Here is a 21,402-nt window from a genome sequence, read left to right as displayed (position 1 = left end):
CAAACAGAGCTTCGATATGAATTTACTCTTTAAGATGTATAAAAGTGTATTAAACAGGTAAAAGCATATTATTATATATGTGATTTGAGGGATATATATTTTCAATCAACCTATTTGAAATGTCGTTTCAAGGAAAGATGATGTTGCTAATGATACAACTTAACCCGAAAGTTGAAATCTCAGTACAAACTTAGTTTTCTGTATGTTGGTAATTAATTAGGATGGCAAAGTGATAGAAAAATTATCATTTATACAAAAAATACTACTTACAATTTTGAGTGCCTATCTGCTTTGGACCATCCCTAGTGCGTGGTTGCAATACCCAGATTCAGGTTATTATCTCGGTACTGCTACAACCATGCTAGACTCTTTTTGCTATTGGTTTAACTTTCAGCCTAATCTCCAATATTATCCGGGCACCTCCATTGTCATAAGTGTTCCATTGTTTTTAGCCGGTGAAAACTTTTGGGTACTCCAAGGGTTTATGGGCGTTATTTCACTTTTAGGAATTTGGGGAGTAGCTCGTTATTTCTCAGTTGCTAAGTATGGTGTCGTTGGTTTCTTTGCGCCATTTTTTGTGATCTGTAGTGGTATTGTGATGATTCACTTTTATGCCTTAATTTCAGACACATTATTTTTATCCATCACCATAGCGGCTTTGCTCTGTTGGCGTCATTATGATCAAAGTGGACACAAAGGTTTTTTACTAGCATGCTGTGCTTTAGTGGCGTTTTCGTCGTTAGTTCGCCTTCAAGGATTGTTTTTTTGCGGTGCCTTAGGCTTAGCGTTACTCATCCATGCGTATCAGTATAATAAAGACACATTAACGCTATCAGTGTTCAAAATGCTGGTAATAGGAGGTGCTGTTTGTTTACCTTTTGTATTATGGACATTACGCAACTATTTGGCTCATACACCAGATACATTTAATATGGCCAATGGCTACTTTTTTGGTTTAAAAGGACTAAGCATCTACGCCAAAGGATTACCTGGCAATGCCTCGTCAGAAGTTGTTGAGGCCGCCTGGCAGTTCCCCTTATATCGAACGAGTATGTTTGTTGGGGGTTTATTTGAATCTTGGTACGGTGGTGTGAGCGCTCTGAATAGGCATATCATTACAGTCACCATGTTACTACTAATAGGCGTTGGTGTTAGACCTTGGGCCAAACGAGCTAATAAACTTGAACTTCTATACGTTGGGTTTTCATTAGTCTTTATTAGTAAAGATATATTATTGAATAAAAATTTACACATTGTGTATCGATATTGGATTCCAATGCTGCCATTTATAGTGATTATGCTTGGTTTTGGTATTAAAACAATTGCCTCAATGAAGGCTTTAAAGGGGCTAAAAAAGCCTGCTCAATATAGTGCGATTACAATTGTGTGCGTGCTAATGCTTTTATCACTACCGAATCTAGCCAAAATACATGGTCAAAAAGACAGACTTCAAAATGAGCAAGATCTAATTACGAGACTATCAGAATTTGCTCACCAAGAATTACCATTAGATGCAGTTATAGCTACGGTAGACTGGGGTGTACTGCCCTATGTTCTGCAAAGACGATCAATACCTCTGCTTAACGACCCTGACAACAAGCAAAGCATTGCACGAATGTTAAAATATCGAACTGAGTATTTAGTTACCTATGACAAATTTGGAAGGATGAGTGAGCCTGCTGAATATATGGTAGAACAAAACCCTCAGGCATTTACACAATTGTTTCAAGCTACGAGTTCAAGTTCCGAGAACAACCTAATAATTAGGTTGTATAAAGTTGACCTTAACGCTTTGAATCAAAATTAGAAGTTACATACCGAGTTAACTCAAAGGCGATTTATAACCAAACTTTTCAATTATGAATTTTTCTCTATTTAGAATTATTCGGTTGGTTTCTTCATCAAAAAACTGCGCGGTATTTCGATCATGTTGAGAAACATTGGTTTTATTGCTCGAAAAAATGATTTCTCGATGTTGTTCAGTAATACTGATACCTGCTTTTTCAAGGCCAACTAAAAAATCACTTTCTAAGTTTTCATTGCGTATAAAGCTATCAATAAAACAGTTTTCTTTATCATACTGAACAAGTTCGCTTAGGCTTGTTTGCTTTGAAAATGGCTTAATATCTGACGCAATACTGCAAAATAAATTAAAATAACGATATGTCAGCAACCCTGCAAAATTATGCATTGGAGCCGCACCATAACCTTCTCCAAAATCAAAACTACGGCGAGGATCATGTAAAAGCTTAAGCCAGCGCTTAAAACAGGCTGGATCATTCACATCTTTATAAGACTCTTTCCACTTACTAGGATTTTTGGTTAATTTACCCAGTAATGATAAGCCAAACGCATTGCAACCATCTTTAACGGTGATACCAATTAAATTTACTTTAGTATCAGTTACATGTTTATACAAACCGCCTTTGTGTTCGCAACCAAATGCCCATAAAGAAACATACCAATCCCATGGGTTACGAATAGAGCCGATAAACTGACGCTTTCCATTAAACAGTTCGGAATAGGCCTTATTATGCTTACCTTCGAGTCTGCCATTCAAAATTTTACACAAAAGATTATCAATATGAGTACATGCTGTTTTGTGAAGTTCTACAAAAACCACCTCATTGGATATGAACATAACTCGCAACTTTTAGGTAACAAAAAAGTTACAATATAGGACTCCGTAACATCATGCAAAAGAAAAGAGCAATTTAAATGCGTGACTTCACTAAACGTGCGTGAAATTTAAACGGTGAGGTATCCCAAGGTGTGAAGCGTTTAAGCCTTAGCAGGTCGTCACCATGGCTGGAAGTGCCCCAGTCAGTTACTACAGCAGTTTCATAACCCGCCTGTTTAACAAGAGCAACGGTTTCATCGGTTAAATCTTTGCCATATGAACCATTAGGGTAGGCAAAGTGTTTTACAGGTTTGCCTGTCCAATCTTCCAATTGCTTTTTGCATTGGTTAATTTCTTCAAACTGTTGTTCTCTAGAAAGTACTTTAAGAATAGGATGGTTAACCGTATGCCCGCCAATTTCAACACCGCATTGTGCTAGTTGTTTGACTTGCGACGCATTCATCATTCGCGGTTCAGGATCTGACAAATTATTATCATCATATAACTTTTGTACACCAGCTAAACGCGCTTCAATGGGCATATATTTAAGCCGCATCAATTGGGCTTCTGCTAGTTTATTACGGTTCGCCCAATCACCTAAGGCTACCATTTCATCTTCGATTAGTAAGCTCTCCAATGCAACGTCCTTGAATAAATCCAATACCCTGTCATTCCACATATCAGCGCCCTCAGTAAAGGCCGTGGCTACATAGACAGTCGCAGGAATTTTGTACTTCGTCAGAATTGGTTGGGCAACGGTTAGATTATTCAAATAACCGTCATCGAAAGTGACACATATGGCACGCTTAGGCAGTGTATTGTTTTGTATGTGTTTTGCAGCTTCTGAAAGACTAATAGGTGAAAAATGTTGGTTAATCAGCTTCATATGCCAATTAAAAACATCGGCAGTGACTTCATAGGGGCGCATTGGATCAAATTCTTCTAATACCTGATGGTAAATTAAAATACTGAGCTTGTTACCACCAATTATTTTGTTTATCGCCCCTAAAATACTATGCACGAAAATCCTCGGCTTCTTTTTGCAACCACAACTCTAACACCACCATGATCCAAATAAGCTCGCCGTAATAGCCAGCGTGAACACTGCCATGAGACTCTAGGGCCTTTTCAACTAAACTTTGCTTAACGATATTACGCTTTTTAAAGCTGTTTAATGCTTGTATCGTTAAATCTTTTAATGTTTGGTTTTCATTCATCCAAACACCAAATGGCAGGCCAAAACCATGTTTGCTTTTATTGAGGGTCTCATCAGGTAAGAATCCTTTGCAGGTTTTCTTATAAAAATCGCGTAAGGTTTTACCAGGTAATTTAACATCGGCAGGAATGGTGCAACTGAAATCAACAATATTTTTATCGATTAAAGGATAACGTACCTCAACACCGGCCAACTCGCACATTTTATTCACTTTAACCAAATCATTGTCGGCCAATGTGAACTTCCAATCCAGATATAACATGCCATCTACAGGATGCTCGCTTTTACAATCCTTAAAACGACTTTTCAGCTGTTCAGCTGGCTGATTAACATCTACTTGATCAAGTATTGCCGCAGTAAAAATAGCGTCATTTCCCAGCTGATTAACAAAATTATGAGTTTGCAGTCGACCTGGCAAAGCAACTTTAGCTTGGGCAATATAGCTAGCTACTTTTTTGAACAATGGAAGTTTACGTGTGAGTTGGTTATTCAGCAGAAAATCTAAACCATTCGCCAACCATTTGGGTAACTTCGTATAATGCTCAAATACTTTTTGTTTTGCATAGCGCTCATTACCGGCAAAAAACTCATCGCCACCATCACCTGCAAGCAACACGTCTATGCCCTTGTTTTTAGCGAATGTTGCACAAAAATAAGCAGCCATTGCTGAAGAATTACCAAATGGTTCATCAAAAAATTGTGCCACTTTAACAAATTCTTTAGCGGCTTCTTCTGGTTTTAAATACAAGACTTCATGATTTGTATCGAAATGCTTAGCAGTGATGAGTGCATATTCTGTTTCGTCATAACCCGGCACTTTAAAGCCAATTGAAAAGGTCTTCGCTTTTTCAGGTGTGTCCTTTTTGCCTTGAATTTTAGCCAGCATACCTGCCACAGTTGAGCTGTCTAATCCGCCACTTAAAAAAGCACCAACATTATCGCTTGAATGAGATTCTACGGCGGTTTCAATAGTACTTAAGCATGTTTTTAACGCAGCTTCAGGATCATCAAGTTGTGTGGCGAATTCAGGGCAATAAAGTAACTCACTATTTACAATACCGTCAGAGCCAAAATATATAGCTTTACCCGGTTCAATTTTAAATACGTTTTCATAAACTGTAGTAGGTGCAGGGATACAGTGGAAATAAATATAATTGTATAAAGCTTGTTTGTTTATTTGTAATGAGACGTTTTCAAGCGCTTTAATGGCTTTTAACGAATCACTAATATAAAGTTTGTTGCCCAACTTAAAATAAAAGCATGGTTTAGTGGCTAGGTGGTCTGTTAACACAATAGCTGGTTGGTCTTTTTCATAGATAACCATCCAAAACTGACCTGATAACTGTTGATAAAAAGCGGATAGCGAAGCGCTTGCTAAATACGCCTCTAAAACAGATTTGGAGTCTGCTTTAAGACCATTTAACAAAACATAACCATGAAAGATGATGTTGCCTTCTGGTGAAGTATAAGCACTTGTCTGCTTGTGATGATGAACGAACAACTCAAATTCACTGCCATCGGCTATTTGATACCAATCCGCTAATTGCACGCTGATTTATCCTTTAAAAAATTACGAAACAAAGTTAGTTATACCCAAAAGCTTTATTAAACACTAGGCTTTCCAGTGTATTTTCAGGTCGACCTCGAACCACAAAAAGCAACACAATAGTGGCTAAATAGCTAACCCCACCGAGGGCAACTTTGGCTAGCAACACTATAAACAAAGGCCAATCAAGCACAGGGAATAACTGCAAGACAACAAACATCACGAAAGCTCCTGTCAATGCTGGCCACCAGCTGTATAAAATACGTTTTAAAGTTATTTCTAATTCACGACTGATACTCACTAATACCATTGGTAACGCTACCAGAGCACTAAAGAACAACATTTTAGGCAAGTCAGAAACTTGTCCATAAGAAAGCGTCAATACAATAGTGGTAATTAAAATGATATTCCGAGCCCACATCAATCGATTGGAAACGACTTCTTTTTCCATCATGACCAAAAACTGCTCACTAAAAAACATCATTATACCGCCAATCATCGCATATAAGCTAAACCACTGTAGCAGTGGAATTGCGGCAAGCCATTTATCGCCTAAAAATACCGGCACAAACTCTTGTGCAACCATTGATAATCCAATACCAACAGGTAGAAAAACATAAACAGCAGCAGCAAATGTGACTAATAATATGTCTTTGAAGTTAGCGCTTTCTCTAAGTACCGATAAATTAGGTATTAGGCCGCGGATCACTGGCATCAGCAATTCTTTTGTGAATAAACCGGCTAGATTAACTGCAATATGATAAAAACCTAAAAATTGCGCAGAGGCAACTCTTCCAACAATAGCAACATCAGCCTGATTATTAATATATCTAGCAATGCTCAATGGTACGGTAGCCTTAGAGTATTTGAGCATGTCCCGCCAGTTATACAAACTAAATTTCGGTCGAAATGGATGTAAAAAATAACTTAAACCGCAGCCAAACACTGAAGATATCAATTGACCAAACACTAGCGCCCAAAAGCTCTGCAAATACCACGCAAAGCCTATTGTAGCGGTAAGATAACTTAATCGAGTCCATATGGTTAACACAAAATCGACTTTAAAGTTCATTTCCTTTTGGGCGATTATAATTCCAAAATTATTTAATCCTTGAATAATCCGAACAAGCGCTAAGCAATAAATAACCTCAGTAAGTACAGGTTGACTATAAAAATCAGATATAAATGGGGCAAGTATCACTAGAGGAATTGCAATGACAAAAGCCTGGATAATCCCAACGGTCCATGCGGCGTTAAAAACACGAGTATCATGTTCTTTATATCTTAATATATAAAGATTCAAACCAGCCTGAGTCATTGACTCTAGCAAGGCAACGACAATGGTCGCCATTGCAATAATACCAAAATCAGCTGGTGCCAAAAGTCTGGCGAGTACAAATGTGCTCACCATTCCAATCAGTTTAGAACCCCATTTAGATAAAATAGACCAGATAATACTAAAAAGCGTATTGGTCTTAACTGTCTCAGTCATAATTGAAAGGCAAAATCCCGTAGATAGCGTCGATTAGACCATCAGGCGATGAATAAACTTTTTCGACTTTCCGTGTGCGTATATTTAATGCGACCACTAATGAATTGTTTCCAGAGGAATATTTAAAATTTCCTTTTGACAGAAACTTAATTTTTGATTTCAGATTTGTTTTGCGTAATTTTGAATAGCCGACATAAAAAATATCGCCTTCAACATGTAAACCTCGACACCAGCCCATAGGTCGATTTAATGCCCCGCCAAAGGGATCATAAGTCTCGATGACTTTCTTTTCGATTGGATCACAAAAAACCAGGTTTCCATCTACACGGGTAAATATCAACTTGTTGTCATACCAAATTCCATCATGGACACTAACATCGCCCCCTAAACTGATATCAATCACATCATCAGGATTAGACAAGTTCACAGCATCTTCTTGGGTACAGCGCGTAGCCCATAAATCATCTCCAATTTTGAATACAAAATTAGGATGGCTATCATGTGGACGAGTAGAATGAACTAATCGATAATCAACCGCTTTATCAAATCTATGCCAAGGGGTTTTTCCTTGTGTATTTAAAATTGATTTAATTTCTCCACTCTCAATATCCATAACAACAACGTTATCTAGACCTGTAGACGTAACAACAAGATCGCCGTTTAAAACGTGGGCTGAATGAATATTATGAAAGCACGGGTGAGAAAAAACAGACAATAGCTTTAAATCAGGCAAGCTATAACAGTGAACTTCTGTGTCTGTTGGCAACCATAATTTATCGCCATCGATACACCCCGCGGTAAATTGTAAATTAGGATGTTCATCTGGATAATTATCGCCGCCTTCCGTTTTTGTGAGTATTTGAGAAAACTCTCCAGACTCTAGATCCAATAATACTAAACTGGCCTTTCCATAATATTTACCTTCCCCCAACTCAAAACCATTTGAACGTAAACAGCCTCCTGACAACATCAGTTTCTTAGACACCCTCAACTCCTAGTTATTTTGTGCTTTTTCTAACTCAGCGATCTTCATTTTTAAACCCGGTAAAGGATAGCCCAATTTGTAGGCTGCTTCGGCATACTTTTTAGCATTGGCAAGATCGTTTACTTCAGCATATGCAAGCCCAACATTATATTTTGCCTCTGCAGATCCTGGTGAAAGTTTGTCAGCCTCCAAGAATTTTTCTAAGGCTTTCTGATGCTCACCTCGGCGATAATAATAAATTCCCCAGGTTAAATAGGTAGAGGCTTGTCCTGGATAAATTTTAGCGGCTCGTTCAAAAAAGCATCCAGCGTCATATTTAGGTTCATCTGTATTTAAACTAGCTTTAAAAGAGCGGGAATTTTCCCACTGATATTCATAGCGAGCATAAGCATCTAGAGCAACAGGATGGTTAGGTATTGACCCCAGCACAAATAATAAATCACCAGGTTGTTTACTGGTGCTACCTTCTATTAATCGTCGCACCTTTTTAGTAAAGTGGGCTGATTCTACTAAGTATAATAACCCCCCTCGGTATGTTCCGGTACTTTGTCGCGTTTCTGCCGCATAATAGTCAAATGGCTTACCACGCCTCCACCCCATTTTCATACAATCAGATTTAGCAAAGGCTTCAGCAATTGGCCCAAAAGCCAACAAAGCAAAAAGCACTGACTGTATCAGTGTCGTTTTCGTTATTTTAATTTTAGCCATATTTAAGTTCTTATATCTGTTTAATAGGTTGTTTTACTGTCGACCGATTTTCGGTCACTTTCTTGGCATTCACTATATGAATTGAAATTGCGCAAACCACACCAACTATCGTATAAAATAAATCAAAATAAGCCAAACTCACATTACCACCAGTAATACAATATCCAACGAGTGTCAGCGTCAGCGCCTTACTTAAATTAACTAGCCATACTTCATTATTTTGTTCTGCCCATTTTTTATTTTTAAAATTCATCCTTAGTGTACCCAAGAGTATCATCAAAAAGATAAACAAACCGCCAAACCCATGATCACCCAGCACCTGCATGTAAATATTATGAGCTGCCTTTGCACCCAGTTTAGGCGGAATTGGCGGTGTTTCTATTGGCCCAAAATTCGGTGTCATTGGCGCATAGTAACGCCATAACGGAGTATCTTTAACCGCATGAAAACCACCTCCAGTGAAAGGGTTATCCAAAGCAATTAAAGTAGAAATTTTCCAAGCCCATAATCTACCAATAAACGAGCCATCTTCACTCGCAGCAGTTGACACCGTATTTTGCCTTTCTTTCCATTCTCCTGGAGCAAAAGCAAAAAAGACTGGGATGATTATTGCGGCTATTACCCCATACAAAAATTTGCGCTTTGAAGTCCACCAAAACGCTGCACCAAGAATCACCAAACCAATAAATCCGCCACGAGAATACGTACCAATAATAGCCAATATATTGAGTAATAAGATGATCTTTAAGCCACGTTTTACTACAAAATTTTCAGTCACTGAGATCAGATAAATAACCAGTGGTATACACATATTTATCGCTACTGCTAAATCATTCCGATCGTGAATAATTCCTGCCTTACCCACAATTCGGTGGCTACCACCAGATAACATGAATTTAACAGCCTCCATTGCTGCAAAGGAGGATATCGCCAATACAATAGCCCAAACCATTGTATTTATGTGCAGTCGCTTATAGATAGTTAAGGTGATAAAAAAGTAAAGTAGGATTACTTTAATAAATTGATTCCAATAATCCCATACGAAATAAGAATAGGATGTCTGATTCGTCGCAGTGGAAAGCAGTGTCCACAGGGCAAATAGTAACACCCAAAAAGTTAAGCCATTGAATTTCCATTGTTTATACTTTTGGACGATGATATACGAAAGCGCAGTGATAACCACTATGGTTAGATTCAAACGAAAGTGACTAGAAAAACCAAACGCCCATTTTGCCGGTGCGGTAAGTGCAATCCACACCCATGCAGCCGTGCCAATATAGGGACGTTTAAAACTGTAATAAATGGCAACAAATAGGAAACCAACAAGGAGCAGATCACGCATCAGTCATCATCCTGCATACTCGACCACCAAAACATATAACAAATAGCTGCAATATCAGCCATAAGATACAAACTGTCTATCATGTTACGCTCACTTTGCTGATTACATATCGATATTTGCCGGATTTCTCAGGGGCAATTTCGGTTAAAGATTCTACAGTAACAGATACTTCTGCGCCAAGTCTTGCTTGAATTCCGGTAATAATAATATTCTGCGTCTGCTCATCGACTTCACCATTTTTTGATACAACTTGCACATGGGTATGTTGCATCGACTCTTGCACAATTTTAAACGCTTCGACGCTTTTGATATCCCTGAGAATATAAATTAGAGAAAGGCCATGCAAAATTGTCCCATCTGCAGCTACAACAAAATCGGTACTGCGCCCTTCAATTGATTCAAGCATGGGTAAACCGCGTCCGCAGGCACATTTTTTATCGGACATAATGGCAATATCACCGGTCCGATAGCGGATAAATGGAAACTCGGATGTCCCCATATGGGTAACAACAATTTCACCAGATTGTCCTGCCGGCAGCGGATTGCCCTGAGGATCGATTATCTCCACGACTATATCTTCATAAGACAAGTGCATGCCGCCTTCAGGACATTGGTGAGCAATGAATCCAGCATCTCTACCACCGTAACCATTAGCGACTGGGCAACCAAACACTTGTTCAATACTTTCGCGCTGATAGGGGTAAAGTCTTTCTGAGGTAACAAACGCGACCTTAATGCCTAAATTGTTCATTTCCATTCCATGTTGCTTAGCGGTTTTCGCCAGCAAATCGAACACCGAGGGATAACCAAATAGCATTTTCGGTTTAGTATCTCGAATGGTTTTTAAAAATGACAACAGCTTTTGTTCGGTCATATCAAATGCAGGAATTAATTCAGAGCGAAACAACCCATCACGAATCAAACGCACCCTATCTTGCGCTCCTAACTCAATGGGTGACCCCCAAGCAACAATCTCTTTATCGCCAATATCCACATCCCACCAACGCGTGGCACGCCACTTTTCTGCTACGTCGTGGGATACTCGTTCATTGCCTAATAAAAAAATGAGAGGCTGACCGCTTGAACCACCAGTATTAAATCGCGCTAAAGGACCGGCAATCTCAGATTTTAGTTTTTCAAAATTTGCCGAAATAGTGGCTTTGTCTAAAAACGGCAATTTGACCAGATCTTCGGCGCTTTGTATGTCATTAGGACTGATGTTCGATGAATCAAACATTTGACGATAATAGGGCACATTTTTATATACGGTTTGGATAAAACGCTGCAACCGATTCGATTGTTCCTGCTGCAAGGTTTCTTTATCAAACCACTGGGACTTTTCTAACGATTTTCGAATTTTAACCGTATCATGCTTTTTAAGCTTTTCATGCAAAGGAAACAGCACATTAGAGACTATTTTGGTATACATTCCAGACATAAACTAGTGCTCCTTTGGGCTCAATAAATTGTTATAAATATCCATAATTTTAGCCATTCTGGTATCCCAATGATTTTGCTGTGCATATTCAACGATAGCTTGTCGATCCCACTCTTTGTTTAAGCCTTTTTTGAGTGATGTCAGCAGCGCCAAATGATCATCAAAAGGCACTATCTCGCCAACATCGTCACTATTTATGACTTCACTATTACCGCCAACGTCACTGGCGATAACAGGCGTACCGCAGGCCATACTCTCTAGAATAACATTGGCCCAACCTTCATTGGCAGTCGAAAGCACAAAGAGATCTGCAGATGATAGAGGATTACTGAGCTTATCGGGAGGTAGTGAACCTAAAAACTTAACCTGACTCTCCACCCCTAACCTTTTGACCTGTGCACGCAATTCAGCTTCAATATTACCTTCGGCACTCGCTCCACCGACAATGAGATAAACCAAATTAGGATAGATTTTTAATAATTCAGGAAGACATTCAATAACCCGATGAAAGCCTTTTCGTTTGACCAAACCGCCTACCGTAATAAGCACTTTAGCATCTTCTTCGATTGCCAGAAATTGTCGCGCTTTATGCGGACTCATTGCGGAAAACTTATGGGTATCAACCCCATTCCCTACAACCGTAAATTTATTCCCATCAGCACCTAGAGATACGGCAAGCTGTTTTAGTGAGTCGGCGACACAAATCATGTGATCAGCGTCTTGCCATGCTTGCAGCATTAACTTCAACTTATCAGGATCTTTGCTATGGGTTAATTCTGTTCCGCGCAATGTGATAGTGACTTTTTTATTCATGCGCTTAGCAAGTTTAGTCGCAGCTAATCCATCAGGATAAGTAAAGTGGCTATCGATAATATCAATTTTGTGTTGTTGCTCTAATTTTTTGAGTACTTTGTAAGCCGCTCGGGCCATCATCGCCCCATCTAACTTTCGAAAAAACTTCGGAATAGATAAGAATCGAGGGAAATGAACGGTGATCCCCTGCTGAACTTCCTTTTTTTCAGGCATAGGGCGATAATTAGGTTTGAAAAACCGAATCAAACCTTGTCCAGGAAACCATGGAACAGGGCTTATCACTTCAATGTCGGCATACTCTGCCACGCGAAACATTCTTTCACGCACAAACAAGCCAGACTGTTTGCGCACTGAGTTAGGGAATAAAGAACTCAAGACAACAATTCTTGGGCGTTTCACTGTCACTTACTCAGTAAATTTTCGTAAATAGACTGATAATTGGCAACTGAGTTTTTCCAGTTCCTAATTTGCATCACAAAATTACGTCCATTCTCAACCATTGCAGGCCAAGAATCACGATTTGATAAAACCTTTATAGCTGTATTGGCCAGCGCATCAATATTGCCACTGTCAAACAACCAACCGGTTTTGCCGTCTTCAATCAATTCTTTGTGCCCCCCCACATCAGAAGCAAGAACAAGTTTCCCTTGCGCCATAGCTTCCAACGGTTTAAGCGGCGTCACCAATTCAGTTAAACGCATGGGTTTTCGTGGATAAACAAGTAAATCAACCAAACTATAATATTTATCTACTTCAGAATGAGGAACGCGGCCAGGCATAATCACATGCTCTTGCAAACCAAGTTGTTTAATCTGATTTTTTAAATTCTGTTCTTGAGGTCCGCCACCCACTAACAAAAATACAGCATTAGGAATAGTTTTAAGAATTTGTGGCAAAGCGGCAACGATTAAGTCTAATCCTTCGTAACCGTAAAAGGATCCAAGGAATCCCAGCACCACTTTGTTATTTAAATTGTACTGTTTTTCTAATGCTTGATTACGCTCAGTGATAATATTGAATTGTTCAATATTGACTGCATTGGGTATAACGGTAATCTTACTGTCTGCAATGCCCCGAGCAAGCAGATCTTGACGCAGACCTTGGCAAATAGTGGTCACAGCATTCGCTTTATTAACCACGTGAGTTTCCATTTTTTGTGTCAAACGATAACGTAAGTCGCCTTCTTTACAAGTACCGTGATCAACCGCTGCATCTTCCCAAAAAGCACGAATCTCATAGACTAAAGGTAGTCCGGTTTTGTTGGCTGCTTTGATAGCTGCCAAACCATTTAAGGCCGGTGAATGAGCATGCAAAATATCCGGCTTCTCAATTTCAATCGCTTCTAAAATACGATCTCGCAGAGGGTTCACTAAGGATAATTGATTTAACACGGGGAGTTTGCTGCTTAACCCTGTAGGTGGTTTAGTTCGATAAAACCTTAAACCATCCACATCTTCAATTTCAGCTTCACATATCCCTTGTTTAGCGCTAGTAACATGACAAGTTTCCCACCCTCGAGCACGCTGCTGATTCAAAATAGAGCGAGTACGAAAAGTATAACCACTGTGCAACGGGATGGAATGATCTAAAATGTGCATTATTTTCACGGCTTACTGCGCCTTTTGTTGACGTAAAAATGACTCAAACATCATTAATGTCCACAATGACGCGCTGTTGTCTCGTCGCCCAGAAATATGATCATTAATCAATCGTTGTAATTGTGACTTGTTGAAATAACCTGATTCAGTCATCTGTTTAGATAAAACCCCTTCATACAATCGTTCTTTCAGAGGCCCCCTAAACCAATTTGCTAAAGGCACGGCAAACCCCATTTTTTTGCGATACAGAACATCATGGGGAAGATGCGGTTCTAATGCCTTCTTGAATGAGAGTTTTCCGACCCCGTTAGCAAGGTTTTTATTGGTAGGCACGTTAAACGCCCATTCAACAAATTTGTGATCGATAATTGGCACTCGAACTTCAAGAGAATGTGCCATGGAAGCCCTGTCGACTTTAGTTAAAATATCGCCAACCAAATAGGTTTTCATGTCGATATACTGGGCTATTTTGGTTTCATCCAAATGTTTAACTTTATCACCGTATTTTTGGAAGATTTCCAGCGAAGTGTAACCATTAAGACTTTGTTTATAGTCTTCAGAAAATAATTTAGCTCGATCACCTGTGCGCAGAATACTCATAGTATTGTGATACCCTTCGACGGTATCCATAGCCATAGATTGAAAGGTTGTTTTTGCTCGCAGAAACTTCGGTGCCCAATCGGCTTTAGGATATAACTTGCCCAGTGGACCAAAGATAGGTTTGCGTATTCCCAGCGGCAATAAGTTACGAATTTTTTCTTCCCCCTGATGCATTCTGTAGCGACTATAGCCTGCAAACAACTCATCGCCACCATCACCAGAAAGCGCTACGGTAACGTGCTTCCTCGCTAATTCGCAGACTCTAAATGTAGGAATTGCTGAACTATCTGCATAGGGTTCATCGTATAAATGCGCTAATTGATCGACTAAATCAAAATCATCTTGGCCAACCACTTCAACACGATGATTGGTTTTATATCGATCTGCGACTGATTGTGCATATTCTGTTTCGTTAAACTCTTTTACATCAAAACCGATTGCACAGGTATTCACAGGTTCCGTTTGCAACTGCGACATCATAGCGACAACGGCACTTGAGTCTACGCCTCCGGATAAAAATGAACCTAAAGGCACATCAGCAACCATACGGATATCGACCGCTTCTTTGAGACGCTCTACAAGTTGCTCATCGATTTCCTTCTGATCTAGCGGATGGTCATAGTTTACAGGTACATCCCAATACTCTTTAGATTCTGGTAACCCTCTATCACCTTTGTGCAACATTAAGGTGTGACCAGGTGACAACTTAAAGGCGTTTTGATAAATAGTGTGAGGCTCTGGTACATAACCTAGGCTGAAGTAGTCTTCAATAGTGGTATTTCTAAGATCACGATTAAAAGCTGGGTGAGCTGTGATGACTTTTAATTCAGAGCCGAAAATAAACTCACCGCTAGGTAATAGACTGTAGAAAAAAGGTTTAATGCCTAAACGGTCACGAGCAATAAACAAACACTCTTTTTGTCTATCCCAAATCGCAAAGGCAAACATCCCTCTTAATTTATGTACACATTCTTCCCCCCACTCTAACCAAGCATTAAGGATAGTTTCAGTGTCACCATGGGTATTGAATGTGTAACCTTTAGCAGAAAGCTCTTTATGCAATTCTTTAAAGTTGTATATTTCGCCGTTAAAGACAACACAAGCACGCTTATCAGCGCTTAACATCGGTTGAGGGCTGCCTTCTAAATCGATAATAGATAGACGTCTGTGAGCAAGCGCCACGCCTGGGTCAAAAAAGTAATCACCTGCATCAGGTCCTCGATGAATTTGTCGATCATTCATCTTTGCAATCAAATCAGCATCAACTCGGGTTTGATCTGACAGGTGAAAAATACCAGCTATTCCGCACATTCGTTAATCCTCAACCATTAAAGGCTTGATAAAGCTCATTATATTTCCCAACCATTGTATCTATACTAAAGTTTGCCACGCAATGGTTTCTTACGATAAGGCCATTTTTATGCTTAAGTTCAGGTGAACTAACATATTGACTCATCGCCGAGACTAGTGCGTTAATATCATTAACTTCAACTAGATGTGACTTTTTTAAATCTGCTGCAATCAATTCAGGATTTCCACCAACATTGGTGGCAATCACCGGTAAGCCGCTTGCCGATGCTTCAAGAATAGTGTTCGAAATCCCCTCAGCTAAGGAAGGCAATACAAAAACATCCATACAGTTCATTAGTTGCGCCACATCGGAACGATTGCCAGCAAACCAAACTTGCGATGACAAATCTGCTTGTTGTGTCCTAGCCAACATTTTTTCCATCAGCACGCCATCACCAACAATGACTAAACGGAGACGCTCTTTATGTTCAGGAAATTGACCAACAAGCGCGATGAATGCTTCGAGTAAAAAGGGTTGATTTTTAACTTCGGCTAAACGACCTACAGTGCCAAAAACAAGCATGTTTTCGGTAGCGAAATGTTCAGGAAATAAGCTGAGGTCAGAATTTTGAGGAGTAAATTTATCGACATCGACACCATTACAAATATGTCGGATGTCATCAGTATAAACACCAATCGTATCGCGCAAATAATCAAAGGCTTCAGTAGATAACGCAACATACTTATGAATATAGGTTTTCATAAAGCGCCTAAGCATTTGATATTTTTTGTTTTGCCCATGCATATCATTGACATCCCAACCGTGTTCACCATGAATACGGTATGGCACCCTGCACCACCATCCTACCAGCTGATTTTCGATAGTAGCAGTATTACGAGTGTGCAGAATATCTGGGTTGAGCTTTTTTAATAATTTACGCAATTTAAAAAAGATACTTATGTCGTTACCATCTTTTTTTGCTAAATCAAAAAATTCGACGTTTTGAGTTTGAATACGTTGACAAAAAAGCTCGGAATAACCTTTCAAAGTAACAATTGTATGTTGGTACTTTTGAGAGTCTAAACGATTTATCAGATTGACCACACCATTCTCTAATCCACCGGTGTCAAACCGGTAAATGATATGCATAATGTGAATCTTTTTGAAATCCATGTCGATGTTATTCCCTACTCAATCTCAATTTAGCTAGAATTGTCTTCACTCAGTCTTGCTTTCATTCAGTAATGATTGCAATTCATCATTAAAAATTTGCTGCGACATATTCTCTAGCGCTTGTTTGGTTTTTTCATTCTTGTCATCAGGAACTGACAACATAATCAAGTAGCCATTTTGAGCCTGACCAAACAGCGCCTGAATGGCTTGTACCAATTTAATCTCTAAGGATTTGTGTGTCACCCGCCATGGAGTGACATAGGTATAACTTAATAAACGTTTATTCCCATAATTATCAATTATTTGCATCGAGCGATAAGTTGGGTTTCTATCTTCCGACACAATTGACCATTTTTCGATGTTATACAGTTTATTGCGTCCGTTAATCAATTCTTGTCCCTGAATATTCGCATTGTAATACGCAATGAAGAATTCAACGTCACCATTGGTGCCACGATAAACACTGGTTGGATTATGAAAAATCGGCAACCAAGTTGCAGTGTTGGACGTCTCATCGAGATTAAAGCTTGCGGCAAAATCTGGGTTAACAGGACTGACTGGATTCTCGAAAGCTGATTTATAACCTATGCTTACTCCGAGTATGAATACCAACGCAACTACAGGTTTGGTTATCGAAGAAACGGGATAATCTGGTCCAGCTTCATTTTCTAGTTTTTCAGTTTTCGGAAGCGGATCAGCCCATCTCCCCCCAACAGTAAACATAATCAGAATAACCAAACCAAAAAATAACCAACCATAAATAAGGTGGTCGACCCCTGTAGCATATTTCATGTCCGACAAATGAGCGATCATCACTATGCCGTAGGCTCTTATTCCATTGGCCAGTAATGGTAAAAAGATTGAGAACAGGATAAAAATCAGACGCTTCTTAAGACCGTTATAATTCAAATACGCAAACAACGTACCTAGAGTAAACGAAGCGATTAAATATCGAATCCCCGAACAGGCTACCGCCACTTCAAATAGACCTCCTGGAATAGCGATATAGAGTCCTTCGCGGAATACTGGAATACCGGTCAATTGGATCGCAAAAACAGTAATATCAGCGGTTAACTCTTGTAACTGGGGAATCAAAAACTCACCTGCAGGAACGCTGAATAGCCAGAAGAACGATGTAAATAGCAGGATACGCGCGACCTGATTGCCCATCACGCACCAAATCATCATAGGTAACATAGCAAAGCTTGCTAACTGCTCTATTACTAAAACTTGCGCCATGCTGCCAAATAGCCAAACAAAAATAGTGCCGACTACAAAAATTAACGATATATAGGAAGGTTGAAGTGTGGCGTTATTTAATTTAGTCCATTTAAGTTTAATCAGGTAAATACAGATAGGTAAAATAATAAAACAATGGGTGAAGGTTTCTGAACGAATCCATATGGCGGCTGTTGACGAAATACTGTCAAAGAAAACAGCTCCCCAAACAATAAATATCGCGATTAAATATTTGAAGATACTACTTTTCCAAAATGTCATAATTCAACCTTAAATAATCCAGCTAACTTGCTCATAGTGGCAGTCCACTGTAAATTTTCCATAATCCACTGACGATTTTCGGGTACTTCTACAGGAGTATCCAAATAATGACAAACCGCTGAACAAAATTGCTCTGCATCATCAGTCACTCTGATATGTTCGTTTTTAGCGTCAATCCCTTCTATTGCCATACTTGTTGCCACTACTGGCTTGGCCATAGATAAAGCCTCTAACACTTTGTTCTGAATCCCTCTGGCGATTTGCAACGGAGCAACAGATACTTTGGCGCTGCGTATAAAGGGTCGAACATCTTTCACTCTGCCGGTAACCACAATACCATTAGTATTGTTTAACGATTTAATTTGCGTAGTTGGATTGCCTCCAACCACGTAAAAATTCGCATTTGGGTGTAGCGTTCTGATTTTAGGCCAAACGTGATTGACAAACCATATCACCGCATCGACATTTGCCCAATAATCCATTGCTCCAGTGAATACCACATCCACCTGTTCGGTTACCGCTTCAATGTCGCTATCAGGTGAAAAGTAATCCACGTCAACACCGTTCAACAAACCTTGTACCTTGCCATGCTGAAGCGTTGGCAATTGTTGTTTAAATAGCTCGGCTTCAGGATCAGAAACAAATAAAGCATGCTGCGAACGCTCGCAAACTCGATTTTCAAATCTTTTTAATTTCTGATGCTCTCGTCGATAAACCCAACGACTGATGCCTGTCTTGTTGTCTGCGTACTGTCGCCATTTATCTGAATCAACGTCCACATAGTCGACAACCTGATGAATCCTTTGTTGATGGGATGAAGTAAACATAGCCATCACCGAAGAGTAGATGAACACTTGTGTAATCTGTTGCTGGCGCAACGTTTTATCTACCCATTGTTGCATCTTAGAGTTAGCGTAATAGGGTTCAGAAATTGACTTACCGCTAATAAAAGCAGTTAACCCTTTGATTTTGGACCAGGTTTTATTCTGATTAATGAGAAAGACTTGCTTGCAGTATTTATCCAAGTTTGATGCATATTGCCAATCGTAGGGATCATCCACGAAACTGCCTAAATAAATATCAAATCGTTCGCTCAATACTTTGAGCATATTAAACGAACGAATTTTGTCACCTTTATTGGGTGGAAAAGGAATCCGGTGACACAAAAAAAGCAGCGGCGGCTTATTCATTCGCTTCTATCCTAAAAATTTGGATAGAAAGGGTCCAATGCGACGACTCAACCAAACAGGCAGTTTTTGCCACATTTTGATAAAGAACTGATACTTTGGATTATTTGGACTTAAATTAGGTAATGCTTCAGCTTTTACCAAATGAAATTGATAGTGCAACGCAACCGGTTCCATACCCCAGGTACGTTTGTACTTAAACGCACCTGAGTCGTCTTTACTTCGACCAAAATCAAAGTAATTGCATTGTTTATTTTCCAACGCATGGCACATCAACTGGTAATACATAAAGTCATTACTTTTCAGTGCTCTGGCATCAAACAAGCCTCCACCATAAAAAGGTAAGACTTGATTTTTGTAATAAAAACTAAGCACCGAAGAAACTGCTTTATGGTCTTTCTCTACGGTCAATACGTCACAGTTTTCAGCAAACTCTTGTTTTAATGCCGCGAAATACTTTTTCGGAAATACTGGCGTCCCTAAGTTGCGAACACTTTCAGAATACACATCGTAGGCTGTTTTAGTATCCTCTTCGATACGAAAACTAAGATCATTTTTTAAAGAATGCCTAACAACGGCTCTTTGTTTCTTTTTGATACCCGCTAAGATCGCTTCTGGTGTATCAGCGAGCTCCCAACCAAAAGAGGAGTGGGCGCATTTTTCTGTTAAATCAGGATTATTGCGCGCAAATGGATAACGCATTTCTAAATAATCCACCCCAAGATTATGGGCGAGTTCAATAGCCTGCTTTTCTAAAAATAATGTGGCCTCTTCAGAGTCTGAAGCAACACCGCCATAGACACAGAATGGCGTGGAAATGAGCGCATGACCAAAGAGTAAACTTTTTTGTTCAACTAAGGGTAGAACGCCGACAATAGTGTTATCAATGGTTGCATAAATATAATGACAGGAGTGACCGTAAACCGACTCAATAACTCGTTTCCAACCTGTTAAATGGAAAAAAGTGCCGGTATCAATACTATCTACAAAATCATCCCATTTTTGCGACTCTTGCGCACCGTCACCTAACTTACAAAGTTGGTAGTTTTCCGTCACTTATGCTACTCCATACACGTCTTTCATCGTTGACCAATTAAAGTCTGCCAGTAATCTTTCTAATTTTGCCTCGGTTTTATCCAAATTGATATAATGTCTAAAACGCGATTTTAATGGGGCATTAGTTAATCTTGGCTGCGCACCATCAATCTCCCAAGGATGAAAATAGAAAGAGTAAGGTTGTTTTTCCTGACTCAAATAGCGATTCACTAACATTCGAGTCATTTTATACGGATATAATCGAAAATAGCCCCCACCTCCAATAGGAATTTGTTTGCCCATTAGCTTTAACGTAGGGATAGGAATTTCGATAATATTTTCTGGTCGTTGGTAAGCAAACCTAGGCCAATCAGGTGTACCGTACAAATCATGTTTAACCGGATAAGTGCTAGAGCTATATTTAAAGCCCAACTCTGCTAACACTTCAAACGCCCATTCGTTATCATAACCAATAGAGAAACTTGGTGCCCGATAACCGATAACAGGCTCACCAATTAAATCTTCTAAATGATTTTTTGAGCGGGTAATGTCGGCAGTGAGTTCTTTACGGTTCTGCTGATAAGCTCTTCGATGTGCGTAACCATGGCTAGCAATTTCATGGCCTTGGGCATGAATATCTTTAATCAGTTGCGGATAAAGCTCTGCGACCCATCCAAGAACAAAAAACGTAGACTTCACATCGGCTTTAGCGAAAACATCAAGCAACCTGCGCGTATTAGCGTCAACACGGGGTTTATATTGATCCCAGTCTTCAGGCTTGATAATTGAGTCGAATGCAGAAACGTGAAAAAAATCTTCAACATCAACTGTCATAGCATTTAGCGCCGTATTTTTTAC

17 protein-coding genes are annotated in these 21,402 nt (G+C 39.5%); 1 reads left to right on the top strand and 16 read right to left on the bottom strand.

Annotation, left to right across the window (positions count from 1 at the left end; genetic code table 11):
• Positions 1 to 229 precede the first annotated feature (229 nt).
• Positions 230 to 1,807 carry an ArnT family glycosyltransferase gene (locus KO530_RS09115; RefSeq protein WP_216048110.1) on the top strand — a complete coding sequence of 526 codons (1,578 nt, stop codon included), beginning with the start codon at positions 230 to 232 and terminating at the stop codon, positions 1,805 to 1,807.
• A 15-nt stretch (positions 1,808 to 1,822) separates the two neighbouring features.
• Here KO530_RS09115 and KO530_RS09110 read toward each other — a convergent pair whose 3' ends face one another.
• From KO530_RS09110 to KO530_RS09035, 16 genes are all read right to left on the bottom strand, one after another.
• Positions 1,823 to 2,641, bottom strand: coding sequence for a sulfotransferase family 2 domain-containing protein (locus KO530_RS09110; RefSeq protein ID WP_216048109.1), 819 nt, complete (start codon positions 2,639 to 2,641; stop codon positions 1,823 to 1,825).
• A 73-nt stretch (positions 2,642 to 2,714) separates the two neighbouring features.
• Complete coding sequence (locus KO530_RS09105; protein WP_354667870.1) at positions 2,715 to 3,641, bottom strand: polysaccharide deacetylase family protein; 927 nt, start codon at positions 3,639 to 3,641, stop codon at positions 2,715 to 2,717.
• On the bottom strand, positions 3,634 to 5,385 hold the full coding sequence (locus KO530_RS09100) for an asparagine synthetase B family protein (RefSeq protein ID WP_354667869.1): 1,752 nt from the start codon (positions 5,383 to 5,385) through the stop codon (positions 3,634 to 3,636). The genes KO530_RS09105 and KO530_RS09100 overlap by 8 nt, the downstream gene beginning before the upstream one ends.
• 34 nt (positions 5,386 to 5,419) lie before the next feature.
• Entirely contained in the window at positions 5,420 to 6,874 is a 1,455-nt protein-coding gene (locus tag KO530_RS09095) for an oligosaccharide flippase family protein (protein WP_216048108.1), read from the bottom strand.
• Positions 6,867 to 7,859: a hypothetical protein gene (locus KO530_RS09090; RefSeq protein WP_216048107.1), complete on the bottom strand. Its 993-nt coding sequence runs from the start codon at positions 7,857 to 7,859 to the stop codon at positions 6,867 to 6,869. Before KO530_RS09090 ends, KO530_RS09095 begins: the two co-directional genes overlap by 8 nt.
• 9 nt (positions 7,860 to 7,868) lie before the next feature.
• Positions 7,869 to 8,567, bottom strand: a complete 699-nt coding sequence (locus tag KO530_RS09085; RefSeq protein WP_216048106.1) for a tetratricopeptide repeat protein — start codon at positions 8,565 to 8,567, stop codon at positions 7,869 to 7,871.
• A gap of 10 nt (positions 8,568 to 8,577) precedes the next feature.
• Entirely contained in the window at positions 8,578 to 9,909 is a 1,332-nt protein-coding gene (locus KO530_RS09080; RefSeq protein ID WP_216048105.1) for a putative O-glycosylation ligase, exosortase A system-associated, read from the bottom strand.
• 79 nt (positions 9,910 to 9,988) lie between these two features.
• Positions 9,989 to 11,347 carry a phenylacetate--CoA ligase family protein gene (locus tag KO530_RS09075; RefSeq protein ID WP_216048104.1) on the bottom strand — a complete coding sequence of 453 codons (1,359 nt, stop codon included), beginning with the start codon at positions 11,345 to 11,347 and terminating at the stop codon, positions 9,989 to 9,991.
• Between the two features lie 3 nt (positions 11,348 to 11,350).
• Entirely contained in the window at positions 11,351 to 12,535 is a 1,185-nt protein-coding gene (locus KO530_RS09070) for a glycosyltransferase (RefSeq protein ID WP_252729065.1), read from the bottom strand.
• 26 nt (positions 12,536 to 12,561) lie between these two features.
• Positions 12,562 to 13,758 carry a TIGR04063 family PEP-CTERM/XrtA system glycosyltransferase gene (locus tag KO530_RS09065; protein WP_252729130.1) on the bottom strand — a complete coding sequence of 399 codons (1,197 nt, stop codon included), beginning with the start codon at positions 13,756 to 13,758 and terminating at the stop codon, positions 12,562 to 12,564.
• A gap of 12 nt (positions 13,759 to 13,770) precedes the next feature.
• A complete protein-coding gene (locus KO530_RS09060; protein ID WP_216048102.1) occupies positions 13,771 to 15,669 on the bottom strand; it encodes an XrtA/PEP-CTERM system amidotransferase in 1,899 nt (632 codons plus the stop codon).
• Positions 15,670 to 15,679: 10 nt separating this feature from the next.
• Positions 15,680 to 16,822 (bottom strand): TIGR03088 family PEP-CTERM/XrtA system glycosyltransferase, encoded by a 1,143-nt coding sequence (locus KO530_RS09055; RefSeq protein WP_216048101.1) that lies wholly within the window; start codon positions 16,820 to 16,822, stop codon positions 15,680 to 15,682.
• Positions 16,823 to 16,867: 45 nt separating this feature from the next.
• The gene (gene xrtA, locus KO530_RS09050; protein ID WP_216048100.1) at positions 16,868 to 18,322 is read right to left on the bottom strand and encodes an exosortase A; all 1,455 of its coding nucleotides are present in this window, start codon (positions 18,320 to 18,322) and stop codon (positions 16,868 to 16,870) included.
• Positions 18,319 to 19,512 (bottom strand): TIGR03087 family PEP-CTERM/XrtA system glycosyltransferase, encoded by a 1,194-nt coding sequence (locus tag KO530_RS09045; RefSeq protein WP_216048099.1) that lies wholly within the window; start codon positions 19,510 to 19,512, stop codon positions 18,319 to 18,321. Before KO530_RS09045 ends, xrtA begins: the two co-directional genes overlap by 4 nt.
• Before the next feature lie 6 nt (positions 19,513 to 19,518).
• Entirely contained in the window at positions 19,519 to 20,565 is a 1,047-nt protein-coding gene (locus KO530_RS09040; RefSeq protein ID WP_216048098.1) for a FemAB family XrtA/PEP-CTERM system-associated protein, read from the bottom strand.
• A complete protein-coding gene (locus KO530_RS09035) occupies positions 20,566 to 21,378 on the bottom strand; it encodes an XrtA system polysaccharide deacetylase (RefSeq protein WP_216048560.1) in 813 nt (270 codons plus the stop codon).
• Between the last annotated feature and the right edge of the window lie 24 nt (positions 21,379 to 21,402).

The organism is Aliiglaciecola lipolytica, assembly GCF_018860635.1.
Lineage (GTDB): Bacteria > Pseudomonadota > Gammaproteobacteria > Enterobacterales > Alteromonadaceae > Aliiglaciecola > Aliiglaciecola lipolytica_A.
Note: the sequence above shows the minus strand (reverse complement) of the source record. Positions and strands in the feature narration are given on the sequence as shown.